The following is a 17,842-nucleotide window of genomic DNA, read 5'->3' as shown; positions in this document are numbered from 1 at the left end:
GGCTTTTTTTGTGTCTCTGCTCCGCTATCGGATTAAATGGGTGAACCTGGCGGTAATGTCCGAGGGGTAAATTGATAGCGCCACTGCCCAGAGTCTAGGTACTGCTGAATAGCGCTCGCGAGGAGTTTATCCGCCGCTGCCCCCTGATTTGCTAGACCGACTGCGTAACGCTGCAGTTGTTGCTGCAAAGAAAGCTGCACTTCTGGCGCAGTATTGTGGTCGCTGGCGCTACGAATGAGGTCATTCACCACTAACAAACGTAAGCGTTCACTCAATGGTTGCTGCTGTTGTGTCACTCGTGTTTGCTCCAACAGCGCGTTGGCAACCTCTGCCACGGATGGGATATTCGTTTGATAGCCATGCTGCTGGTACAGCCGATTTAATCGCTCTGGATTAAGCATCAAACTGAGGGTATGTTCAGCAAGTGCCTCAGCCATGCTGACAGGGTCGGGGACCAAACCCGTCCGCCCCTCGAAGCGCTCGCGGCTGTCCGCTTGGCCATAGGCCAACGGCAGCAATTTTTCCCTGATTCTGGCGGGTACTTGCAGATTGTCTATGGTTAGCGTTTGCAGTAACTGCTGTAACGCTCTGCGTTGCTGGCTGGCGGCTAGAGGTGTCGCTTTTGCGGTGGATTCAGAGGCTAATGCGTAATCATAGTTTACCCCCGCGAGCCATTTAACGGCAGCCTCTATTTGGTAGCGATGCATGGCGTAGACCGGAACCCAATACTCCATCAAATCGCTCAGCGGTTGATCGGGCGCCAAGAGCTCGGTATCAAACCGTTGAATAACGGTATTCCTTACCGTCATTAAGCGTTGCAGCTCGGTGACTGGATCGCTGCCATTATCCCATAAGTGCGCCAAAGGGTGGGCGCCTGAAGCGGCACGCGCATCGCGGTCGGAGATAAAATGCAGTCCAAGCGCTTGGTTTTTTGCCAGAATCTTGTCAAGTAACTGCGACTCCTCGGCAATACCGCCAAAGTCACTGTAGCCATAAGCAATGGCTTGCTTATCCCACACACCTAAGCCATCGGTGTAGGCTTGGCTAACATCCAAGGTATTGTCGGTGGTGAGGCTCACCAGCGGTTGCGGATAATCCATGACCGAGGCGCGCTGGTCGGTGCTGGCGGCAAAGTTGTGCGCTAGACCTAACGTATGTCCAACCTCATGGGCGGCTAATTGGCGAATGCGAGCTAACGCTACCGCCTGCACTTTTTGTGCTAATTCCGCGCGGTCGTCATAAAAAGGTGCCAATAATGCGGTGGCTATTTTGATGTCTTGGCGCACCCGCAAAGAACCTAAAGTAACGTGGCCTTTAATAATTTCGCCAGTGCGAGGGTCGATCACCGACGAGCCATACGACCAACCGCGAGTAGCACGATGGACCCACTGGATGACGTTATAACGCACATCCATAGGGTCAGCGCCCTCAGGCAGCAATTTCACCTGAAAGGCATTGTCAAAACCGATTGCGGTAAACGCCTGTTGCCACCAACTCGCACCTTCCATCAGTGCCGATTTAATGGGCTCTGGCACACCACGATCCAAGTAGTAAATCAGGGGTTGTTGGGCTTCGCTGACCGAAGCAATAGGGTCCGCTTTGCGCAGTCTGTGACGCGGGATACGCTGTTGTTGAATCGGTTGATCTAATGCTACCGAATAGTCTTGGTAGGTCTCAGCCCAAAACCCCGCTTGCGGATTAAATTTTCGTGGCCGGTAGTTATCGTCAGGCAACTGAATAAATGAATGATGGCTATGCAGTGTTAACGCGGTCGCGTCGGCTGCTACTTGATTGACGTACTGGCCTTTGGCATCACCACTATAGGTTAATACTGCTTCTAACTCGGTGTTTTTCGGGAACGCCTTTGAGCGCGGTAAATAAATGCTTGAACGCTGTGGATCGAGGCGATAGCTGCCTTGCTCGGTATTGGCCAGTGTTTCGCTGACATGGTGAATATCACTGAGCAGAAAATCGGTGTAGTCGATCAGCAATGCTTGGTCTGACTCTGCAACAGGCGTAAAACCTGCAATCACAGAATCAGCGAACGCTTGATTAACACTCTCGACTTCTTCTTGCCGATCAGAGCTGGCCCGAAATTGGGTGTTGTCCTGCACTAGCAACACCTTATTTGGATGGATAGCAAAATGCACCAAGCGAGTCGCGCCTAATTGACCGCGATCAAGGCCAATATCGTTTGAACCGAGGCCCCAAGGCAGGCTGCTCTGGAAAATATATTGCGCCGACTTTTTCGGCACCGCTAAATAGATATGTTGTTGTTGCTGATAAAAGGTCAATAAGCCTTGTTCGGCTTTCATAGATTGGGTGAATTGCTCGATGCTGGGCAGTGTTGACGGCTGCTTAGCGAAGGCCGCAGTGGCCAGCAACGCTGCAGCGAGCGCTAAACCTCTGGCGAGTTGTTTTAGCATGATGAGTGTCCCTTGCAGACAATGACAAAAGTGAAAAACCAGTTATAACTGATGCGCCATCGCGTTTCATCTGCTGTGGCGGTACACTGCGATTAATTTACCAATCTTTACGGTTAACGAGGTTGAACATGAAAAACTTCGAGTTTCAGCTGGATCAACGTTTGGCACAAGATAGTGAGTGGTTGCTAAATAGTAAAAGCAGCCAGTGGCGGGTGATGAACGACAGTCGTTATTATTGGCTGTTACAGATTCCGCTGGCACATAACTGCCGCGAACTTTACCAGCTCCCTGCGCAACAGCTAGCTGAGGTGCAACAAGAATCGCTAATCGTGAGTGAAATTCTTATGCAACAAACTGCGGCTGATAAGTTAAACGTTGCGGCGTTAGGTAATATAGTGCCGCAATTACATATCCACCATATCGCCAGAAATCAGGGCGATCCAGCATGGCCAGCGCCGGTATGGGGACACTCTGCGGCGCAACCTTTTGCTGCCGACGCTTTGCAGCAACGGCTGGCGCAGTTACGTCAATGGCTTACACCGGCGATCGCGGTGGAATCGGGCGGCTAGGCGCTCAGTAATTCCGCGACTTCTTCAAGAATCTGGGTGCTCCACTGGGCAATACGATCATCGCTTAAGTCGTATTGACTGTCTTCGTCTAACGCCAGGCCGAAGAAGAACTCGCCGTCGTCAGTGAGTGCTTTTGATGCGGCGAAGTCGTAATCGTCGCCGTTTGGCCAAAAACCAATGCGCTGGCAATCTTTATCGGCGATGGCGTGATGCAGCATACCCAAGGCGTCTTGAAACCAATCGGTATAGCCTTGCTGATCGCCCATTCCATAAAGCGCGACAATTTTTCCTGCCAAATTGAGTGGGGTGATGTCATCCCAGTGACTTTCCCAATCTTCTTGGAGTTCGCCGAAGTCCCACGTAGAAATACCAAAAATCAGGATGTCGAAGTTCTCTGCTTCGCTTAGCGGGGTGTCTTTTATATCAAACAGTTCAACGATGTCCTCACCGATGGCTTGCTGCAATTTTTCTGCCGCAATTTCGGTGTAACAGGTGGTTGAACCGTAAAAAAGTCCGATTTTTAAACCGCTATCCTCAGTTCCTGACATAAATACCTCATCACTGTAGCCATGGGTGCATTGTAACAAAATTCACGTTAGAATCTCGCGCTTTCATTCATCTGTGGGAACTCATAGCGCATGCAATTAGATCAGTTAGTCAACCAATTAGAGCCCGTGTTCGATGAGGCTGTTGTCGATGGCGATGACGATGAGCTGTTTGCCAGTGGCTATTTACGGGGGCATTTCGACCTCGTGGTCGCGCAGTTAGAAATGGCCGGCGAAGATGACGGCGCGCAATTGTTGCCACAACTTAAGCAAGCGGTTGATGCCACAAAAAATGAATTAGCTCCCGCGGATCAGCAGCACATTGCAAACATGTTGGCGCGCTTAGAACGGCAAGCTAAGCAAGCGTAAACGCGCGAACTGCCTGCAGCCGTTGCTGCATGTCGATGGTTTGCGGCATTACACCTCCACAAATTTCACAGGCAATATGTTCCGCCGCCAGCGGCGCCGAGGTAAAGCCGCGTGAACCCAACCCCGCTAACATATAGAGACTCTGCTGCTGAGGCACTTTGCCCACCAATGGCAAATGATTGGCGCTGGTGTTACGGACACTGGCTCGTTGGCCCATCACCGAGGTTGGAACATCCTGTGCTAACAACTGCTGCAACTGTGCAAGATTTTCTTGATCATCGGCGGGGAAGCATTCGCGACTGTCGCTATTACGCTGGAAAGTAGCACCAATACAGTGTTGACCATTCAAACTCGGCGTCAGGTAGCCTTTGCCGCACAGCACGCCGCTGCGAGGCAATTGCGGCTGTTCTGCAATAAAAGTCACTTGTCCCCGCACATTCGGTGCTTGAATCGTGAGTTTGCTATCGAATTGTTGTAGGCCCTGCTGGATCCCGGCGCCGGTTGCAATGATCACGTAGTCGACGTCGACGGTTTTGCCGGATTGCAGTTGTAACTGCCAGCCATGACCTGCTGTCCGGGGCACAGCGTTGACCAGCCGGTCCTCAATAGCGGTAATGTGCTGTCCTGCTTGACGCATAGCGCTAAGTAGTGGTTGTGGCTCCAACCATCCGGCGCGCGGATGCCGCAGTCCATCGTGAGCCACTTCACAGCCGTGGAACTGCGAAGCTTGAGCGGCTGATTCCGGCATTACGGTTTCCGCCACATAATGAGCTTCGGCTAAGCGCTCGGCGCGCTGCTGTTTGCTGGCATTAATATTGAGTTCACTTACCCCTTGCCAATGGCAAGCGCTCGGCGCGAACTGTGAATAAAAACTGCGGCTAAGGCTGAACGCTTGCAGGTAAAACTGGCTAAGCGGTGTCGGCTCTAAATGCAGCAACGGATAAACCGCGGCTTGCGGATTGCCGGACGCGCCGGCTCCCCATTGCTGCCCCACTAAGGTGACCGGACAACCACGTACACTTAACTGTAAGGCGCAGCAATGGGCGCTAATGCCGTCGCCAATAACCGCCACCCGTGGGCGTTTCCGTGCAGGCTTAAGGCGTTGATGGCGGTCACTAGTTGTTGCGGTAAGCATTTCCCGCTTGCGGCCAAAGCCTTTGACTTTTTGTATTTCAAAACCGGCTTTTCGTAGCCCTTGTTTAACCACGCCAGCAGCGGTGAACGTGGCAACGGTGGTATCGCGATGAGCGGTGGTTGCTAACGCGTTAAATAACGTATCCGACCACATTTGCGGATTTTTTGACGGTGCAAAGCCGTCTAAAAACCATGCATCAACCTGTGCTTGCGCCTGCTGTTGCCACTCAGGGAGACAATCAGCGATATCACCAATCCATAAATCGAGCGTGATGCGGTGCTGCGCAAAACTGACACGATGCGCCCCGTTATTCGGCGTTGGATACGCTTCGATCAGTTGTTCAGCGTATTCGTCGAGTTCAGGGAAATGGGCCAAAGCGTCACGTAGCTGCTGGCGCGACAGTGGATATTTTTCGAAACTTACAAAATGCAGTCGCAGTGAGTCAGGGGCATGTTCAATAAAGCTTTGCCAGGTAGCAAGAAAGTTTAACCCAGTACCAAACCCAGTTTCTGCAATCAAAAAGTCATAATGCTCGGCTACACTATTCCAACGTTGGGGTAATCCATTGTGTTGCAAAAATACGTATCGGCTCTCGGCCAGACCATTTTCGACGGAAAAATAGACATCGTCAAAATGCACTGAAACTGGTACGCCAAATTCGTTATACTGTAAATCAGTAGTAGAATGCACGGTCAAACTCCGCAAAACGATGACACGTGGTATTGTAACAACTTCGTGTTAACCTGTAGAGAACAAAGCAGACCACATTAGAACAACTTCGCAGGTAGTATACGCTGCGTGAAAAAGTAATACGGGAACATTGAATGAGACGAGCAGTGATCACTGGACTAGGCATTGTGTCTAGTATCGGCAACAATCAACAGGAAGTTTTAGACTCGCTTCGCCATGGCAAATCGGGCATTACTCACTCTGAGCAGTTTGCGGAGATGGGTTTGCGTTGCCAAGTGTGGGGTAACCTAAAACTCGACCCAAAAGAACACATTGACCGCAAAGCAATGCGCTTTATGGGTGATGCCGCGGCATTCGCCTACATTGCGATGCAGCAGGCCATTGAAGATGCCGGTTTGTCTGAAGAAGAAGTTTCAAACCCACGCACTGGACTGGTTGTTGGCTCTGGTGGCGCATCGGGTGAGCATCAGGTAGGCGCTGCTGATATCCTGCGTGAGCGCGGCGTAAAACGCGTGGGACCCTACATGGTACCGCGCTGCATGGCATCAACCACCTCGGCGTGTTTGGCGACACCGTTCAAAATCAAGGGCGTAAACTACTCCATCAGCTCTGCTTGTGCGACGTCAGCTCACTGTATTGGCCATGCCTTAGAACTGATTCAATTCGGTAAACAAGACCGTGTATTTGCGGGCGGTGGCGAAGAGCTGCACTGGACCTTAGGCATGGAGTTCGATGCCATGGGTGCTTTGAGTACCAAATACAATGATACGCCAGAGAAGGCATCACGCACCTACGATGCCGATCGTGACGGCTTTGTGCCGGCTGGCGGTGGCGGTATTTTAGTCATCGAAGAACTCGAGTCAGCGTTGGCACGTGGCGCTAAAATTTATGGCGAAATTGTCGGCTATGGCGCTACCTCAGATGGTTACGACATGGTCGCTCCTTCCGGCGAAGGCGCAGTCCGCTGCATGAAGATGGCAATGGAAACCGTTGATACGCCCATTGACTATCTTAATACCCATGGAACCAGCACGCCTGTCGGCGACGTCAAAGAATTGGAAGCGATTCGTGAAGTTTTCCCAGAGAAGACGCCATTGATTAGCGCAACCAAAGCGATGACAGGGCATGCGTTGGGGGCAGCCGGTGTTCATGAAGCGATTTACTCACTGCTGATGTTGCAGAACGATTTCGTTGCACCGTCGATTAACATTGAAACCCTCGATGAAAAAGCCGACGGCATGAACATCGTCCGCGAGCCTCAAAACATTGGCTTGAACACGGTTATGTCAAACAGTTTTGGTTTTGGTGGCACCAACGCAACCTTAATCATGCGCCGTTATACTGAAAACGGTTAAGGCTTCGGCTAAGCTAAAAAGGGCACGCATGGCGTGCCCTTTTTTGTCGCTGGCGTATAGTGCTAGCTGATGTTACTGGTCGCAATCGAGAGTCGCGTGTATGGCACAACCGAAAGTCTTATTGGCGGAAAATATTCCAGGTATTGCTGAATGGTTGCAGCAATGGTGCGAGGTCAGCGTTTTTTCACAACGCCAACCCATGCCAGAGCAGCTCGCTGAGGCTGATGCGCTGCTGATCCGTTCGATTACACAAGTCGATGAAGCGTTGCTGGAGCAGGCGCCTAAGTTACGTTTCGTTGGCACGGCAACCATTGGTGTTGAACATGTAGATGTTGAGTGTGTCAAACGCCGCGGAATAGCATTTACTAATGCCGCTGGTGGCAATGCTGAATCGGTTGGTGAATATGTGCTCAGTGCCTTTTTAGTGGATGCGTTGGCGCAAGGTTATAACTGGCAAGCTATCGCCGAGCTCGATGTTGCAATCGTTGGTGCAGGGCACACCGGCAAAGCTGCGGGAAGTCGTCTAGCGGCGCTGGGCTGTGAGGTCAGCTACTACGACCCGCCGTTGCTAAAGACCGGCGACAAAGGCGTGCACGACCATTGGCAGCGAGTGCTCAATGCCGATGTCATTTCCTGCCATGTGCCGTTGACTCGCGGTGGTGAACACCCAACCCACCATTTATTTGATGCTGAGGCGCTGCAATCATTGCATCAACGTTGCTTGTTAATTAATGCCAGTCGTGGCGCAGTAGTGAGTGCCACAGCATTACAACAAAGGTTGCAGCAGCCTGATAGTCCAAGGGTGATACTCGATGTGTTTGAAAACGAGCCTGACTTGCGTGCGGTACCTATCGCCAAATTGGCACTGGCTACCCCCCACATTGCGGGACACAGCTTAGAGGGCAAAGCAGGCGGTGCCGTACTGGTTGCTAACCAGTTAGCAACGGCCTTTGGTTATCCGCAACGGTTAACGGTGGACGCCGTGCTACCTGACGTCAGTCGCGCAGCGGTGGATATAACCGCGGTTAATTCGGTTACAGGGCTGGCATCCTGTGTGCACGGCATTTATGATATCAAACAAGATGACCAATTGTTGCGGACGGGGCCGACCGATGGCGAACGCTTTGACCAATTGCGGCGCGAATATCGGGCTCAGCAACCGCGTCGGCAATTGAGCACGCAGACCGTTATTTGCGGTAATCAACAACAACAGCAATGGCTAAGCCAGTTAGGGTTTAGCACCCAACTCGCAGAGAAATAGTAAGGAGAGTTCATGTCGGAAGGCTTTCGCGTAGCGGTTTTAGGTGCAACAGGCGTTGTCGGTCAGCAAATGATCGATGTGCTTGAGCAGCGCAAATTTCCTGTGGCAAAACTTTACCCTCTTGCGAGTGAGCGCTCTGCTGGAACGACTGTGGCGTTTAACGGTGAAGACCTTACCGTTGAAGACGCCGACAAGTTTGACTGGTCGCAAGCGGACATCGGTTTTTTCTCTGCTGGTGGCAGTATCTCGAGAATTTACGCGCCGAAGGCTGCCGAGGCTGGTTGTGTGGTTATCGATAATACCTCAGAGTTTCGTTATGAAGCGGATATCCCGCTGGTGGTGCCCGAGGTTAATGGTTATGCCTTAGCCGACTTTCGTAATCGCAATATCATTGCCAACCCAAACTGTTCGACCATTCAGATGATGGTGGCGCTTAAGCCTATTCACGATGCAGTGGGTATTGATCGGATTAATGTGGCAACCTATCAATCGGTTTCCGGTGCTGGTAAAGAAGCGATGGAAGAGCTCGCCAAGCAAACGGCAGACTTGTTGAACGCACGGGTGCCGACCGTAGAAAACTTCAGTCGCCAAATTGCGTTTAACTGTATTCCACAAATAGACGCATTCCAAGACAATGACTACACCAAAGAAGAAATGAAAATGGTGTGGGAAACCCAGAAAATCTTGGGTGATGCCAATATTCGAGTAAATGCAACGGCTGTGCGCGTGCCGGTGTTTTATGGTCATGCCGAAGCGATTCATATCGAAACATTACAGCCGATTACCGCAGAGCATGCGAAACAATTATTGCAGCAAGCCCCAGGAGTAACCCTGATGGAAGCTCGTGAAGACTTTCCGACGCAAGTCACCGATGCGGCTGGAAACGATGAAGTGTTTGTGGGCCGAGTCAGAAACGATATTAGCCATCCAAACGGTCTTAATATGTGGGTTGTCGCGGATAACATCCGCAAAGGGGCAGCGACCAATAGCATTCAAATTGCCGAGCACTTAATTCGTGACTACTGGTAATTTTTACGTGTAATATCATAAAGTTTTTATATTTGATGCCGTTAAAAGAAAGGCCTTAGGCGAACAAAAAAACGCAGCGGATAGAGTGCGAGTTGACGGATGATAAACCAAAAAATGGGTAAATTGATTGGCAAGGCAATGACGCAGACTATGACTGTCGTTGCTCTGTGTCTCGTGCTTCTTGCCTCATATCAACCACCGTCAGTGGCCCAGGACGGCGTCTTAATTAAAGGCCCGAAAGGATCTGAGACTGAGGATGTGCGGCGCGGCACCAAGCGCTATGGTCCAATAAAGGCAAGCGACACGCTTTGGAGCATCGCGGCTAAGGTCAAACCGCACTCAAGTGTGACCCAATACCAGACCATGGTGGCTTTGCTACAAGCCAACCCTGATGCGTTTGTGAATGGCAACATGAACCGCATGCTCGATGGCTTCTATCTGCGTATTCCGAGTGTCCAAGAAATCGACATGATCAATCCCGAAACCGCACGACGCCGCGTTGTGGTTGATCAGTCACTTACCACTAAAGAACAGCAATTGGCATCTGCAGAACAAGCCACTGAGGCCACTCGTAAGCAACAACAACAACTGATAGAAGAGGCTGGCGATAAAGCCCAGCAAGCGGTAGCCGAGGTTCGAGCAAAGACGCAAACCGATCTGACCCAAATCCGTGAGCAAATTTCCGAGTCGATGCAGCAAATGCAACGCGTTGGCAACGAAAACGATGACCTTAAGCAGCGTCTAGACGAGCTTTCCCAGCGCATTGACGCACTGAGTAAAGGGCTAGCCGATAGCCAGCAATTGGGCCAACAGCTACAGCAAATTTTGGAACAACAGCAACAAGCGTTGCGCCAACAGCAAGAGCAAGAGGCCTCTTCCGGCTTTATTGAGTGGCTGCAAAAACCCTTTAACTTGATTCTACTGTCAGTGCTGCCGGCGCTGCTGATTATTGCCTTAGGCTTTTGGTGGTTTATTCGCCGCCAGTCTCGCGAAATCGAAGAAGCGGGTGGCAACCAAATGGGTGCGAAGAAAGCCACAGATGTTTCAGATGAAGAAGCCGCGGCACAGCTTGATAAAGAATTGCTCAGCGATAGCTCCACCCAGATTAGCTTAGATGATGATAATTTTGATGACCTGGACGGTTTTGATGATGATGGCGACGATTTAAGCGCGCTAGAAAACGAACTGCTACAGGCTGAAAGTGGTGGCCAGAATGCGTCTAATACGGATGACGATGCCATCCAGCTTGATGACCAAGCAGACCATGACGACGATATTTTCGGCATGGGCGACACTGAAGATAAGCCTCAATCCGCGCCCGAGGATGACAGCCTGAGTGAGGAAGATCGGGCGATATTGCCTGATGAAGACGACAGTTCAGGTGAATTGTCGCAGTCAGATCTGGACCAGTTATTGGCAGAGTCGGATGATGACGACCCGGCCATTGATTTGAACGTAACCGAAGAAGACGAGCAAGCTTCAGATGCGGAGCAAGAGCCAGAGGCTGATGCAACGGACAACGATGATGATGAGTTATTGCCTGCCGACTTTGAGCAACAGTCGCAGACGGACGCGGCGGATGACGCAGAGCAAGCGGCGGAGCCAGAGACCGAGGTCAATGCTGAAGACATCGATTTGGATGAAATGCTGGCCGAACTTGGAGTCGACGATAATGACGACGATAGCGAATCACCGCCAGCAGCAGAATCGGAAGAGCAAGAGCTTGAACGGTTGCTCGCCGAATCACAAGACATAGAGCAATCGATAGATGACGGTGATGATGCAGAAACACTTGCGTCGGAAGCAGACGCTGACATCGAAGCGTCTGGCAGCAACGATATTGATAGCGTAGAGGATGTCGCTGCTGAAACACCAGATACGGAAGACGCCGATGAACCGGTTTCTGAACCAGAACCAGAACCAGAACCAGAACCCACGCCAATAGCAGATGACGCAGAGCAAGATGAAATTGATGCTTGGTTAAATGCCAGTGACGAAGAATTTACCGATGACATCAGCTTTGATGAACAACAGTTGGAAGATGACGAAACGCTGCGCGAGGCTGAACAGCAAGCGGACGATGATCTAGCGGCGTTCTTCGGCGAAGATGAAGATAAGGCAGACGCCGCAACCGAGCAAGATGACGCTGGTATAGAGCCAAGCATCAGCGATCAACCAGAAGATTACAAAGATATTGATGAATTGCTGGACGAAGCCGGTGCAGAAGATAGTGAGGCGGACAGTGACCAATACGATGAAGCCGCTATCGCTGAGGTATTGCCAGACGGTGATGGGGCTGATGGCGAGGGTGCGCCAGACGATAACGATCCGGCGGGACAATTAGACTTAGCGCGCGTCTACATTGACATGGGCGACCATGATGAAGCGCGAGCAGTATTAGACAAATTGGTTGATGTTGACGATGCCGATATCGCCCAAGAGGCGCAGCAATTACGTCAACAAATCAGCTCGTAGTAGGTAGTTATAATGCGTATAGCCGTAGGGCTGGAATACGATGGCAGCCAGTATTATGGCTGGCAAAAACAACGTGAAGTGGTGGGTGTTCAACAGCGGGTTGAAGAGGCGTTAGCCAAAGTCGCTGACCACCCGGTTGAAGTGACCTGTGCAGGGCGCACCGATGCTGGAGTGCATGCGACAGCGCAGGTGGTGCATTTTGATACCCCGAACGACCGCCGCGGAGCGGCATGGACGCTTGGGGTCAATGCACATTTACCCGCCGACATCGCGGTGCGCTGGGCCCAGCCGGTAGCTGAGGACTTTAGTGCGCGATTCAGCGCCGTAGCACGCCGTTACCGTTACATTATCGCCAACACAGCATTGCGCCCAGGTATTCACGGCCATGGGGTGAGCCATTATCATAAGCCGTTAGACGTCGCCGCGATGCAGGCCGCGGCGCCAGCACTTTTGGGCGAGCACGATTTTAGTGCGTTTCGTGCCGCACAATGCCAATCCCATTCTCCTTTTCGTTGTGTGCATCACTTGCAAGTGAAACGCCACGGCGATTTCGTGGTCGTAGATATTGGTGCGAATGCTTTTTTGCACCACATGGTGCGAAATATTGTTGGCAGTTTGCTGGTTATCGGGCAACATCAGGCACCAGTCACTTGGTTGGCTGAGTTATTGGCGAGTAAAGACAGGACCCAAGCGGCGGCCACAGCAAAACCCGGTGGACTATACTTAGTGGGTGTAACCTATCCTGAACAGTGGCAACTGCCGACACCAGTACCTGGTCCGTTATGGCTAGGTGATGACAGTTAAGACCACTTTTTATGGGTAGAATATGCTAGCATAGCGGCTTGCCGAATAAGCCGCGCAGAATAATTGGATAGTTATGAGCTGGATAGAAAGAATTCTTGCAAAACCGAAAGTAAACAAGCGTCGCAATATCCCGGAAGGGGTTTGGAGCAAATGTGACGCTTGTGGCGCAATTTTGTACCGTGCAGATTTAGAGCGCAGTTTAGAAGTGTGCCCCAAGTGCGACCACCACATGCGCATTACTGGTCGCAAACGGTTGGAAATATTCTTGGATACCGATTCAGCGGTAGAAATTGGCGAAGAACTCGAGCCCAAGGACATTCTCAAATTCCGCGATTCGAAAAAATACAAAGATCGCATTGCCGCGGCACAAAAGAGCACCGGTGAGAAAGATGCATTGATCGCCCAGAAAGGCACCCTGAAAGGTATCCCGGTGGTTGCTGTGGCATTTGACTTCAACTTTATGGGTGGCTCCATGGCCTCAGTGGTTGGTGCGCGTTTTGTAAAAGCGGTTGAGCAATGCCTAGAAATGCGTTGCCCACTGGTGTGCTTCTCGGCATCTGGTGGAGCGCGGATGCAAGAAGCGTTGATGTCTTTGATGCAAATGGCAAAAACGTCTGCGGCTCTGGCGCGTATGAGTGAGCAGGGCTTGCCGTATATCTCGGTATTAACCGATCCAACCATGGGTGGTGTTTCAGCAAGTTTAGCGATGCTGGGTGATATCAATATTGCCGAGCCGAAAGCACTGATTGGTTTTGCCGGACCGCGAGTGATTGAACAAACTGTTCGCCAAACCTTACCTGACGGTTTTCAGCGCGCGGAATTTTTGTTGGACCATGGTGCCATCGATATGATCATCGATCGTCGTGATATGCGTGATACCGTGGCGCAGTTGCTGGCGAAAATGCAGAACCTACCGTCAGTGAGCTCAAGCGATGATGCCATCGTTGCCGAATGAGTGAACAAAAACCGCTAACACCAGCGTCCGACAGCCCGTTGGACGATTGGCTAAATTACCTCACCGCGATACATCCTAGCGAAATTGATATGGGCCTAGAACGTTGCCAACAGGTGCAACGGCAAGCAGGGCTCGAACATATTGCTGATACCGTGATCACCGTTGGCGGCACCAATGGCAAAGGCTCCACAGTTGCCTACCTAGAGGCGATATTACGTGCCGCGGGTTATCGGGTCGGCGTTTACACGTCGCCACATTTAGTCGATTATACCGAACGGGTGCGAATTGATGGCAAACAACTCAATGAGCGCCAACATAGCGAAGCATTTGCGTTTATTGAACAAGCGCGCGGTGATACGTCCCTTACCTATTTTGAATTTGGCACTCTTGCAGCGTTCAAATTGTTCCAGCAGCAGGCGCTTGATGTTGTGATCTTGGAAGTTGGACTGGGCGGCCGTTTGGACGCCGTGAATATGATTGCTGCAGATGTTGCCGTGGTCACCAGTATCGGTATCGACCATGTAGAATACCTGGGCCCAGATCGCGAGAGCATTGGTGCTGAGAAAGCGGGAATATTTCGCGCCGACAAGGTGGCGATTTGTGGTGATCCCGAGCCGCCCGCCAAATTACTCAAGGTTGCCGCCGAAAAGGGCGCCAAGCTCTTTACTCTGGGTCGTGACTTCAGCATTAGTTGGCAGCAAAACGCCGGCCATTATCAGGGGAAAAGATGGCAGCTCGCCGAATTGCCGTTGCCGCGCTTGCCGCAACTGAATGTGGCGACGGCTCTGGCTGCGCTAGAGCACTCTGAACTTAACGTGAGTGCCGAGCATATTCAGCAGGGACTGCAACAAGCGCAGTTAATGGGGCGCATGCAACGGCTGCATTGTGACGGTGTGGCCCAACTCCACGATGTTGCTCACAACCCTCACGCTGCTGCGTATTTAGCTAGCCAATTACGCTCCATTGCAGCGGATAGGCCGATTTACGCGGTGGTTGGTATGCTGCGTGATAAAGACATTGCTGGCACCTTTGCCGAACTGACTGGCTTGGTCGAACGCTGGTATTTAGGCGGTTTGGCAATGCCGCGGGGTGCCACGGCAGAGCAGCTCGCCAGCGGTTTGAAAGCCGCACATGTTGACACCTTTAGTGGTGTTGAAGAGGCTTATCAAGCAGCGGTTATTGCAGCCCAACAAGATTCTTCCCATGCACCACTAGTATTGGTATTCGGCTCGTTTTACACTGTGGCTTCAGTTCAAGCATTGCAGCGGAGGCAGCACGGTGTCTAGCTCGTTTCAGAATCGTTTAGTGGGAACCGTTATTTTGGTCGCGTTGGCAATTATTATTGTCCCTGACGTGCTGGATGGGAAAAAACAACGTAACGACGACCGCCAAGAAACCATACCGTTAAAGCCTAATACCGATTTAACCATGCAAAACCCGCAGTTGGCGGGTGAACAGAATATCAGCGACGACAACAGCGCAACGTCGGAAAGTACGACGGAAACTGTAACTAAGACCGCCGACGAAGCCCAGCCAATAGCCGCAGATAACACCCTGCAAGCACCTCCACGCACACCATCCGAGGCGACTGTCTCCGGCGACGCTTGGGTTATCCAGCTAGGAGCATTCAGTCAAAAGGGCTCGGTAGATAAATTGGTTCAGCAACTGCAAGACAAAGGTTTTGCCGCTTATGCAGAGCCAGCCGGTAACCTAACCAAGTTGATGGTTGGTCCGGATACTTCTGAAGCAGCGTTGAAAAAGCAACTGACACAGTTGGAAAAGTTAACTGGGTTAAAGGGGCAGGTATTGAGTTTCGAACCCGGTGATCAGTAAAACTCCGCAAAAAAGCTACGCATTTTATTTCTGCATCTGTTAAAATTCGCGCGTCTTTTGCACAGTAGCGGCACCTATTATGCTATGGATTGACTACGCAATTATTGCGTTAATCGGCATCTCTTGCCTGATCAGTTTAGTCAGAGGCTTCATCAAGGAAGCTGTCTCTCTGGCCATTTGGATAGCGGCGTTTTTTATCGCCAGCGAATTCTACACGGACTTGGCCGCCTACATTACTCAATTAAACGACCCAATGGTGCGCAACGCAGCAGCGATTGCCATATTGTTTGTTTGCGTACTGATATTGGGTGCCATCATCAATTATATTCTTGCACAACTCGTCGAGCACACCGGCTTATCCGGTACCGACCGCGTGCTAGGTTTGGTGTTTGGTGCATTGCGCGGCGTGCTAATTGTAAGTGCCGTGCTGTTTTTCTTAGATTCATTTACCACGTTTTCGCAGTCGTTGTGGTGGAAGCAGTCCGTATTGATTCCTCACTTTGGCGTGATCATTCAGTGGTTTTTCACATTTTTACAAAGCAACTCCAGCTTTATAACGACCTAAACAGTCAATGAGGTAGTTTGCATGTGCGGTATTGTGGGGATTGTCGGTAAACAACCGGTTAACCAAGCATTGTATGACGGCTTAACGATGCTCCAGCATCGCGGTCAAGACGCTGCGGGGATCATGACGGTTGAGAACAACACCTTACGGTTAAGAAAAGCTAACGGCTTGGTGCGCGACGTATTTCATACGCGCCATATGCACCGCCTAGCGGGACAAATCGGGATTGGCCATGTGCGCTATCCAACCGCAGGCAGTTCAAGCTCAGCCGAAGCACAACCGTTTTATGTAAACTCACCATTCGGTATAGCGATGGCGCACAATGGCAACCTGACCAATGCCGAAGAAGTACAGAACACCCTGTACCGGAATGCCCGCCGGCATATTAATACCACCTCGGATTCAGAAATTTTGCTTAACGTGTTTGCTAACGAATTAGACAAACACCCAGAGATGCAACTGACCGATGACCATATTTTTAATACCGTGACACAGGTCCACCGCCTTGTTAAAGGCGCCTATGCGGTTGTCGCAATGGTGATTGGCCATGGTTTGGTGGCATTCCGCGACCCGTGGGGGATTCGTCCGTTAGCATTGGGTAAGCGCGAAACCGAAGACGGTCCAGAATATATGGTGGCATCGGAAAGTGTCGCAATTGACGGTACCGGCTTTACCTTTGTGCGCGATGTCGAGCCAGGCGAAGCTATTTATATCACCAATGATGGCCAACTTTATTCGCGCCAGTGCGCCGACCAACCCCAGCACTGCCCATGTATTTTCGAGTATGTGTACTTTGCTCGCCCAGACTCATCCATTGACGACATTTCGGTTTATGCGTCACGGGTGAATATGGGTAAAAAGTTGGGCGAAAAGATTCGTCGAGATTATGCCGATTTAGATATCGACGTGGTGATTCCTATTCCAGAGACCAGTTGTGATATCGCCCTAGAAATAGCCAACGTATTAGACTTGCCGTATCGCCAAGGTTTCGTTAAAAATCGCTATATTGGACGAACCTTTATTATGCCGGGTCAAACCCAGCGTAGAAAATCCGTGCGTCGCAAACTCAACGCAATCAGTGCCGAGTTCAAAGGCAAGAATGTGCTCCTCGTAGATGACTCTATTGTACGCGGTACAACCTCAGAACAAATCATTGAAATGGCGAGGGATGCCGGAGCCAAAAAAGTCTATTTTGCTTCCGCCGCACCAGAAATTCGTTTCCCCAATGTCTATGGCATAGATATGCCAAGTGCTAACGAATTAATCGGCCATGGCCGTGAAGCCAATGAAATTTGCGATTTAATTAAAGCAGACGGACTGATTTACCAAGATCTCGAAGACCTGATCGCCGCAGTGCAAGAACAAAACCCAAACGTTCAACAATTCGAAACCTCGGTATTCAGTGGCCAATACATTACCGGTGACGTGAACCAAGAATACTTGGACCGCCTAGACGCCGCGCGTAACGATACCGCCAAGGCCGAACGTGACCAACACGAAGATGCCAACCTCGAAGTACATAACGACAACGACTAACCCAAATTGTCGCCAAACCTTCACTAAAAAAGCCCGCAGCCGCGGGCTTTTTTGTGCCTGCGTAAAGTGCGAATTCTTTACTGCAGCCTTAGGCAAAGGCTCGCGGCATCGTCAGAGTTGGGGGAAGGCTCGGGGTGTGGGCGCTGGGGTGATTGGTGCTCAGCGTCGCGCTGGTTCACGGTGTCTCCGGTAAAAAGACGCTCGAGCCATCCATGGCCGCTCAGTCTCTGGCCCTCCCTGGCCAGAGATGCTTTTTACCGGAGCCCCCGCGCCCCAACGAGACGCTAATCAATAT

The 17,842-nt window shown here is 51.2% G+C and carries 15 protein-coding genes; 12 read left to right on the top strand and 3 right to left on the bottom strand.

Annotated features, from left to right (window positions below):
• Window positions 1-32: 32 nt before the first annotated feature.
• Entirely contained in the window at window positions 33-2,426 is a 2,394-nt protein-coding gene (locus tag CWI84_RS08795; RefSeq protein WP_126842230.1) for a zinc-dependent metalloprotease, read from the bottom strand.
• 128 nt (window positions 2,427-2,554) lie between these two features.
• Here CWI84_RS08795 and CWI84_RS08790 point away from each other — a divergent pair, with 128 nt between their 5' ends.
• Window positions 2,555-2,995, top strand: coding sequence for an HIT family protein (locus CWI84_RS08790; protein WP_126842229.1), 441 nt, complete (start codon window positions 2,555-2,557; stop codon window positions 2,993-2,995).
• Here the strand turns inward: CWI84_RS08790 and fldB are convergent.
• A complete protein-coding gene (fldB, locus tag CWI84_RS08785) occupies window positions 2,992-3,543 on the bottom strand; it encodes a flavodoxin FldB (RefSeq protein ID WP_126842228.1) in 552 nt (183 codons plus the stop codon). The genes CWI84_RS08790 and fldB overlap by 4 nt on opposite strands.
• 90 nt (window positions 3,544-3,633) lie before the next feature.
• Here fldB and CWI84_RS08780 point away from each other — a divergent pair, with 90 nt between their 5' ends.
• Window positions 3,634-3,909 carry a YfcL family protein gene (locus CWI84_RS08780; RefSeq protein WP_126842227.1) on the top strand — a complete coding sequence of 92 codons (276 nt, stop codon included), beginning with the start codon at window positions 3,634-3,636 and terminating at the stop codon, window positions 3,907-3,909.
• Here the strand turns inward: CWI84_RS08780 and mnmC are convergent.
• On the bottom strand, window positions 3,896-5,734 hold the full coding sequence (mnmC, locus tag CWI84_RS08775) for a bifunctional tRNA (5-methylaminomethyl-2-thiouridine)(34)-methyltransferase MnmC2/FAD-dependent 5-carboxymethylaminomethyl-2-thiouridine(34) oxidoreductase MnmC1 (protein WP_157981012.1): 1,839 nt from the start codon (window positions 5,732-5,734) through the stop codon (window positions 3,896-3,898). The two genes, CWI84_RS08780 and mnmC, sit on opposite strands and share 14 nt — an antisense overlap.
• Before the next feature lie 134 nt (window positions 5,735-5,868).
• Here mnmC and fabB point away from each other — a divergent pair, with 134 nt between their 5' ends.
• The 10 genes from fabB (at window position 5,869) to purF (ending at window position 17,547) form a co-directional block, all read left to right on the top strand.
• Window positions 5,869-7,089, top strand: a complete 1,221-nt coding sequence (fabB, locus tag CWI84_RS08770; protein WP_126842225.1) for a beta-ketoacyl-ACP synthase I — start codon at window positions 5,869-5,871, stop codon at window positions 7,087-7,089.
• 100 nt (window positions 7,090-7,189) lie between these two features.
• The gene (locus CWI84_RS08765) at window positions 7,190-8,350 is read left to right on the top strand and encodes a 4-phosphoerythronate dehydrogenase (RefSeq protein ID WP_126842224.1); all 1,161 of its coding nucleotides are present in this window, start codon (window positions 7,190-7,192) and stop codon (window positions 8,348-8,350) included.
• A gap of 12 nt (window positions 8,351-8,362) precedes the next feature.
• A complete protein-coding gene (locus tag CWI84_RS08760; protein ID WP_126842223.1) occupies window positions 8,363-9,379 on the top strand; it encodes an aspartate-semialdehyde dehydrogenase in 1,017 nt (338 codons plus the stop codon).
• Window positions 9,380-9,478: 99 nt separating this feature from the next.
• On the top strand, window positions 9,479-11,854 hold the full coding sequence (locus tag CWI84_RS08755) for a FimV/HubP family polar landmark protein (protein ID WP_126842222.1): 2,376 nt from the start codon (window positions 9,479-9,481) through the stop codon (window positions 11,852-11,854).
• Between the two features lie 12 nt (window positions 11,855-11,866).
• Window positions 11,867-12,658 (top strand): tRNA pseudouridine(38-40) synthase TruA, encoded by a 792-nt coding sequence (gene truA, locus CWI84_RS08750; protein ID WP_126842221.1) that lies wholly within the window; start codon window positions 11,867-11,869, stop codon window positions 12,656-12,658.
• Window positions 12,659-12,731: 73 nt separating this feature from the next.
• Window positions 12,732-13,613: an acetyl-CoA carboxylase, carboxyltransferase subunit beta gene (gene accD / locus CWI84_RS08745; RefSeq protein ID WP_126842220.1), complete on the top strand. Its 882-nt coding sequence runs from the start codon at window positions 12,732-12,734 to the stop codon at window positions 13,611-13,613.
• Window positions 13,610-14,899, top strand: coding sequence for a bifunctional tetrahydrofolate synthase/dihydrofolate synthase (gene folC, locus CWI84_RS08740; protein WP_126842219.1), 1,290 nt, complete (start codon window positions 13,610-13,612; stop codon window positions 14,897-14,899). The genes accD and folC overlap by 4 nt, the downstream gene beginning before the upstream one ends.
• Window positions 14,892-15,446 carry an SPOR domain-containing protein gene (locus CWI84_RS08735; protein WP_126842218.1) on the top strand — a complete coding sequence of 185 codons (555 nt, stop codon included), beginning with the start codon at window positions 14,892-14,894 and terminating at the stop codon, window positions 15,444-15,446. The genes folC and CWI84_RS08735 overlap by 8 nt, the downstream gene beginning before the upstream one ends.
• Window positions 15,447-15,525: 79 nt before the next feature.
• A complete protein-coding gene (locus CWI84_RS08730; protein ID WP_126842217.1) occupies window positions 15,526-16,011 on the top strand; it encodes a CvpA family protein in 486 nt (161 codons plus the stop codon).
• 21 nt (window positions 16,012-16,032) lie between these two features.
• The gene (gene purF, locus CWI84_RS08725; protein WP_126842216.1) at window positions 16,033-17,547 is read left to right on the top strand and encodes an amidophosphoribosyltransferase; all 1,515 of its coding nucleotides are present in this window, start codon (window positions 16,033-16,035) and stop codon (window positions 17,545-17,547) included.
• Window positions 17,548-17,842: the final 295 nt, after the last annotated feature.

This window comes from Idiomarina tyrosinivorans (assembly GCF_003987475.1).
GTDB lineage: Bacteria > Pseudomonadota > Gammaproteobacteria > Enterobacterales > Alteromonadaceae > Idiomarina > Idiomarina tyrosinivorans.
The sequence above is the reverse complement of the archived record's forward strand: the minus strand, read 5'-3'. Positions and strand labels throughout refer to the sequence as shown.

Bases quoted from the DNA above. Each gene is read 5' to 3' on its own strand.
- accD (WP_126842220.1), top strand. From the start codon at position 12,732: ATGAGCTGGATAGAAAGAATTCTTGCAAAACCGAAAGTAAACAAGCGT.
- CWI84_RS08760 (WP_126842223.1), top strand. From the start codon at position 8,363: ATGTCGGAAGGCTTTCGCGTAGCGGTTTTAGGTGCAACAGGCGTTGTC.
- fabB (WP_126842225.1), top strand. From the start codon at position 5,869: ATGAGACGAGCAGTGATCACTGGACTAGGCATTGTGTCTAGTATCGGC.
- CWI84_RS08730 (WP_126842217.1), top strand. From the start codon at position 15,526: ATGCTATGGATTGACTACGCAATTATTGCGTTAATCGGCATCTCTTGC.
- CWI84_RS08780 (WP_126842227.1), top strand. From the start codon at position 3,634: ATGCAATTAGATCAGTTAGTCAACCAATTAGAGCCCGTGTTCGATGAG.
- CWI84_RS08790 (WP_126842229.1), top strand. From the start codon at position 2,555: ATGAAAAACTTCGAGTTTCAGCTGGATCAACGTTTGGCACAAGATAGT.
- truA (WP_126842221.1), top strand. From the start codon at position 11,867: ATGCGTATAGCCGTAGGGCTGGAATACGATGGCAGCCAGTATTATGGC.
- CWI84_RS08755 (WP_126842222.1), top strand. From the start codon at position 9,479: ATGATAAACCAAAAAATGGGTAAATTGATTGGCAAGGCAATGACGCAG.
- folC (WP_126842219.1), top strand. From the start codon at position 13,610: ATGAGTGAACAAAAACCGCTAACACCAGCGTCCGACAGCCCGTTGGAC.
- purF (WP_126842216.1), top strand. From the start codon at position 16,033: ATGTGCGGTATTGTGGGGATTGTCGGTAAACAACCGGTTAACCAAGCA.
- CWI84_RS08795 (WP_126842230.1), bottom strand. From the start codon at position 2,426: ATGCTAAAACAACTCGCCAGAGGTTTAGCGCTCGCTGCAGCGTTGCTG.
- CWI84_RS08765 (WP_126842224.1), top strand. From the start codon at position 7,190: ATGGCACAACCGAAAGTCTTATTGGCGGAAAATATTCCAGGTATTGCT.
- fldB (WP_126842228.1), bottom strand. From the start codon at position 3,543: ATGTCAGGAACTGAGGATAGCGGTTTAAAAATCGGACTTTTTTACGGT.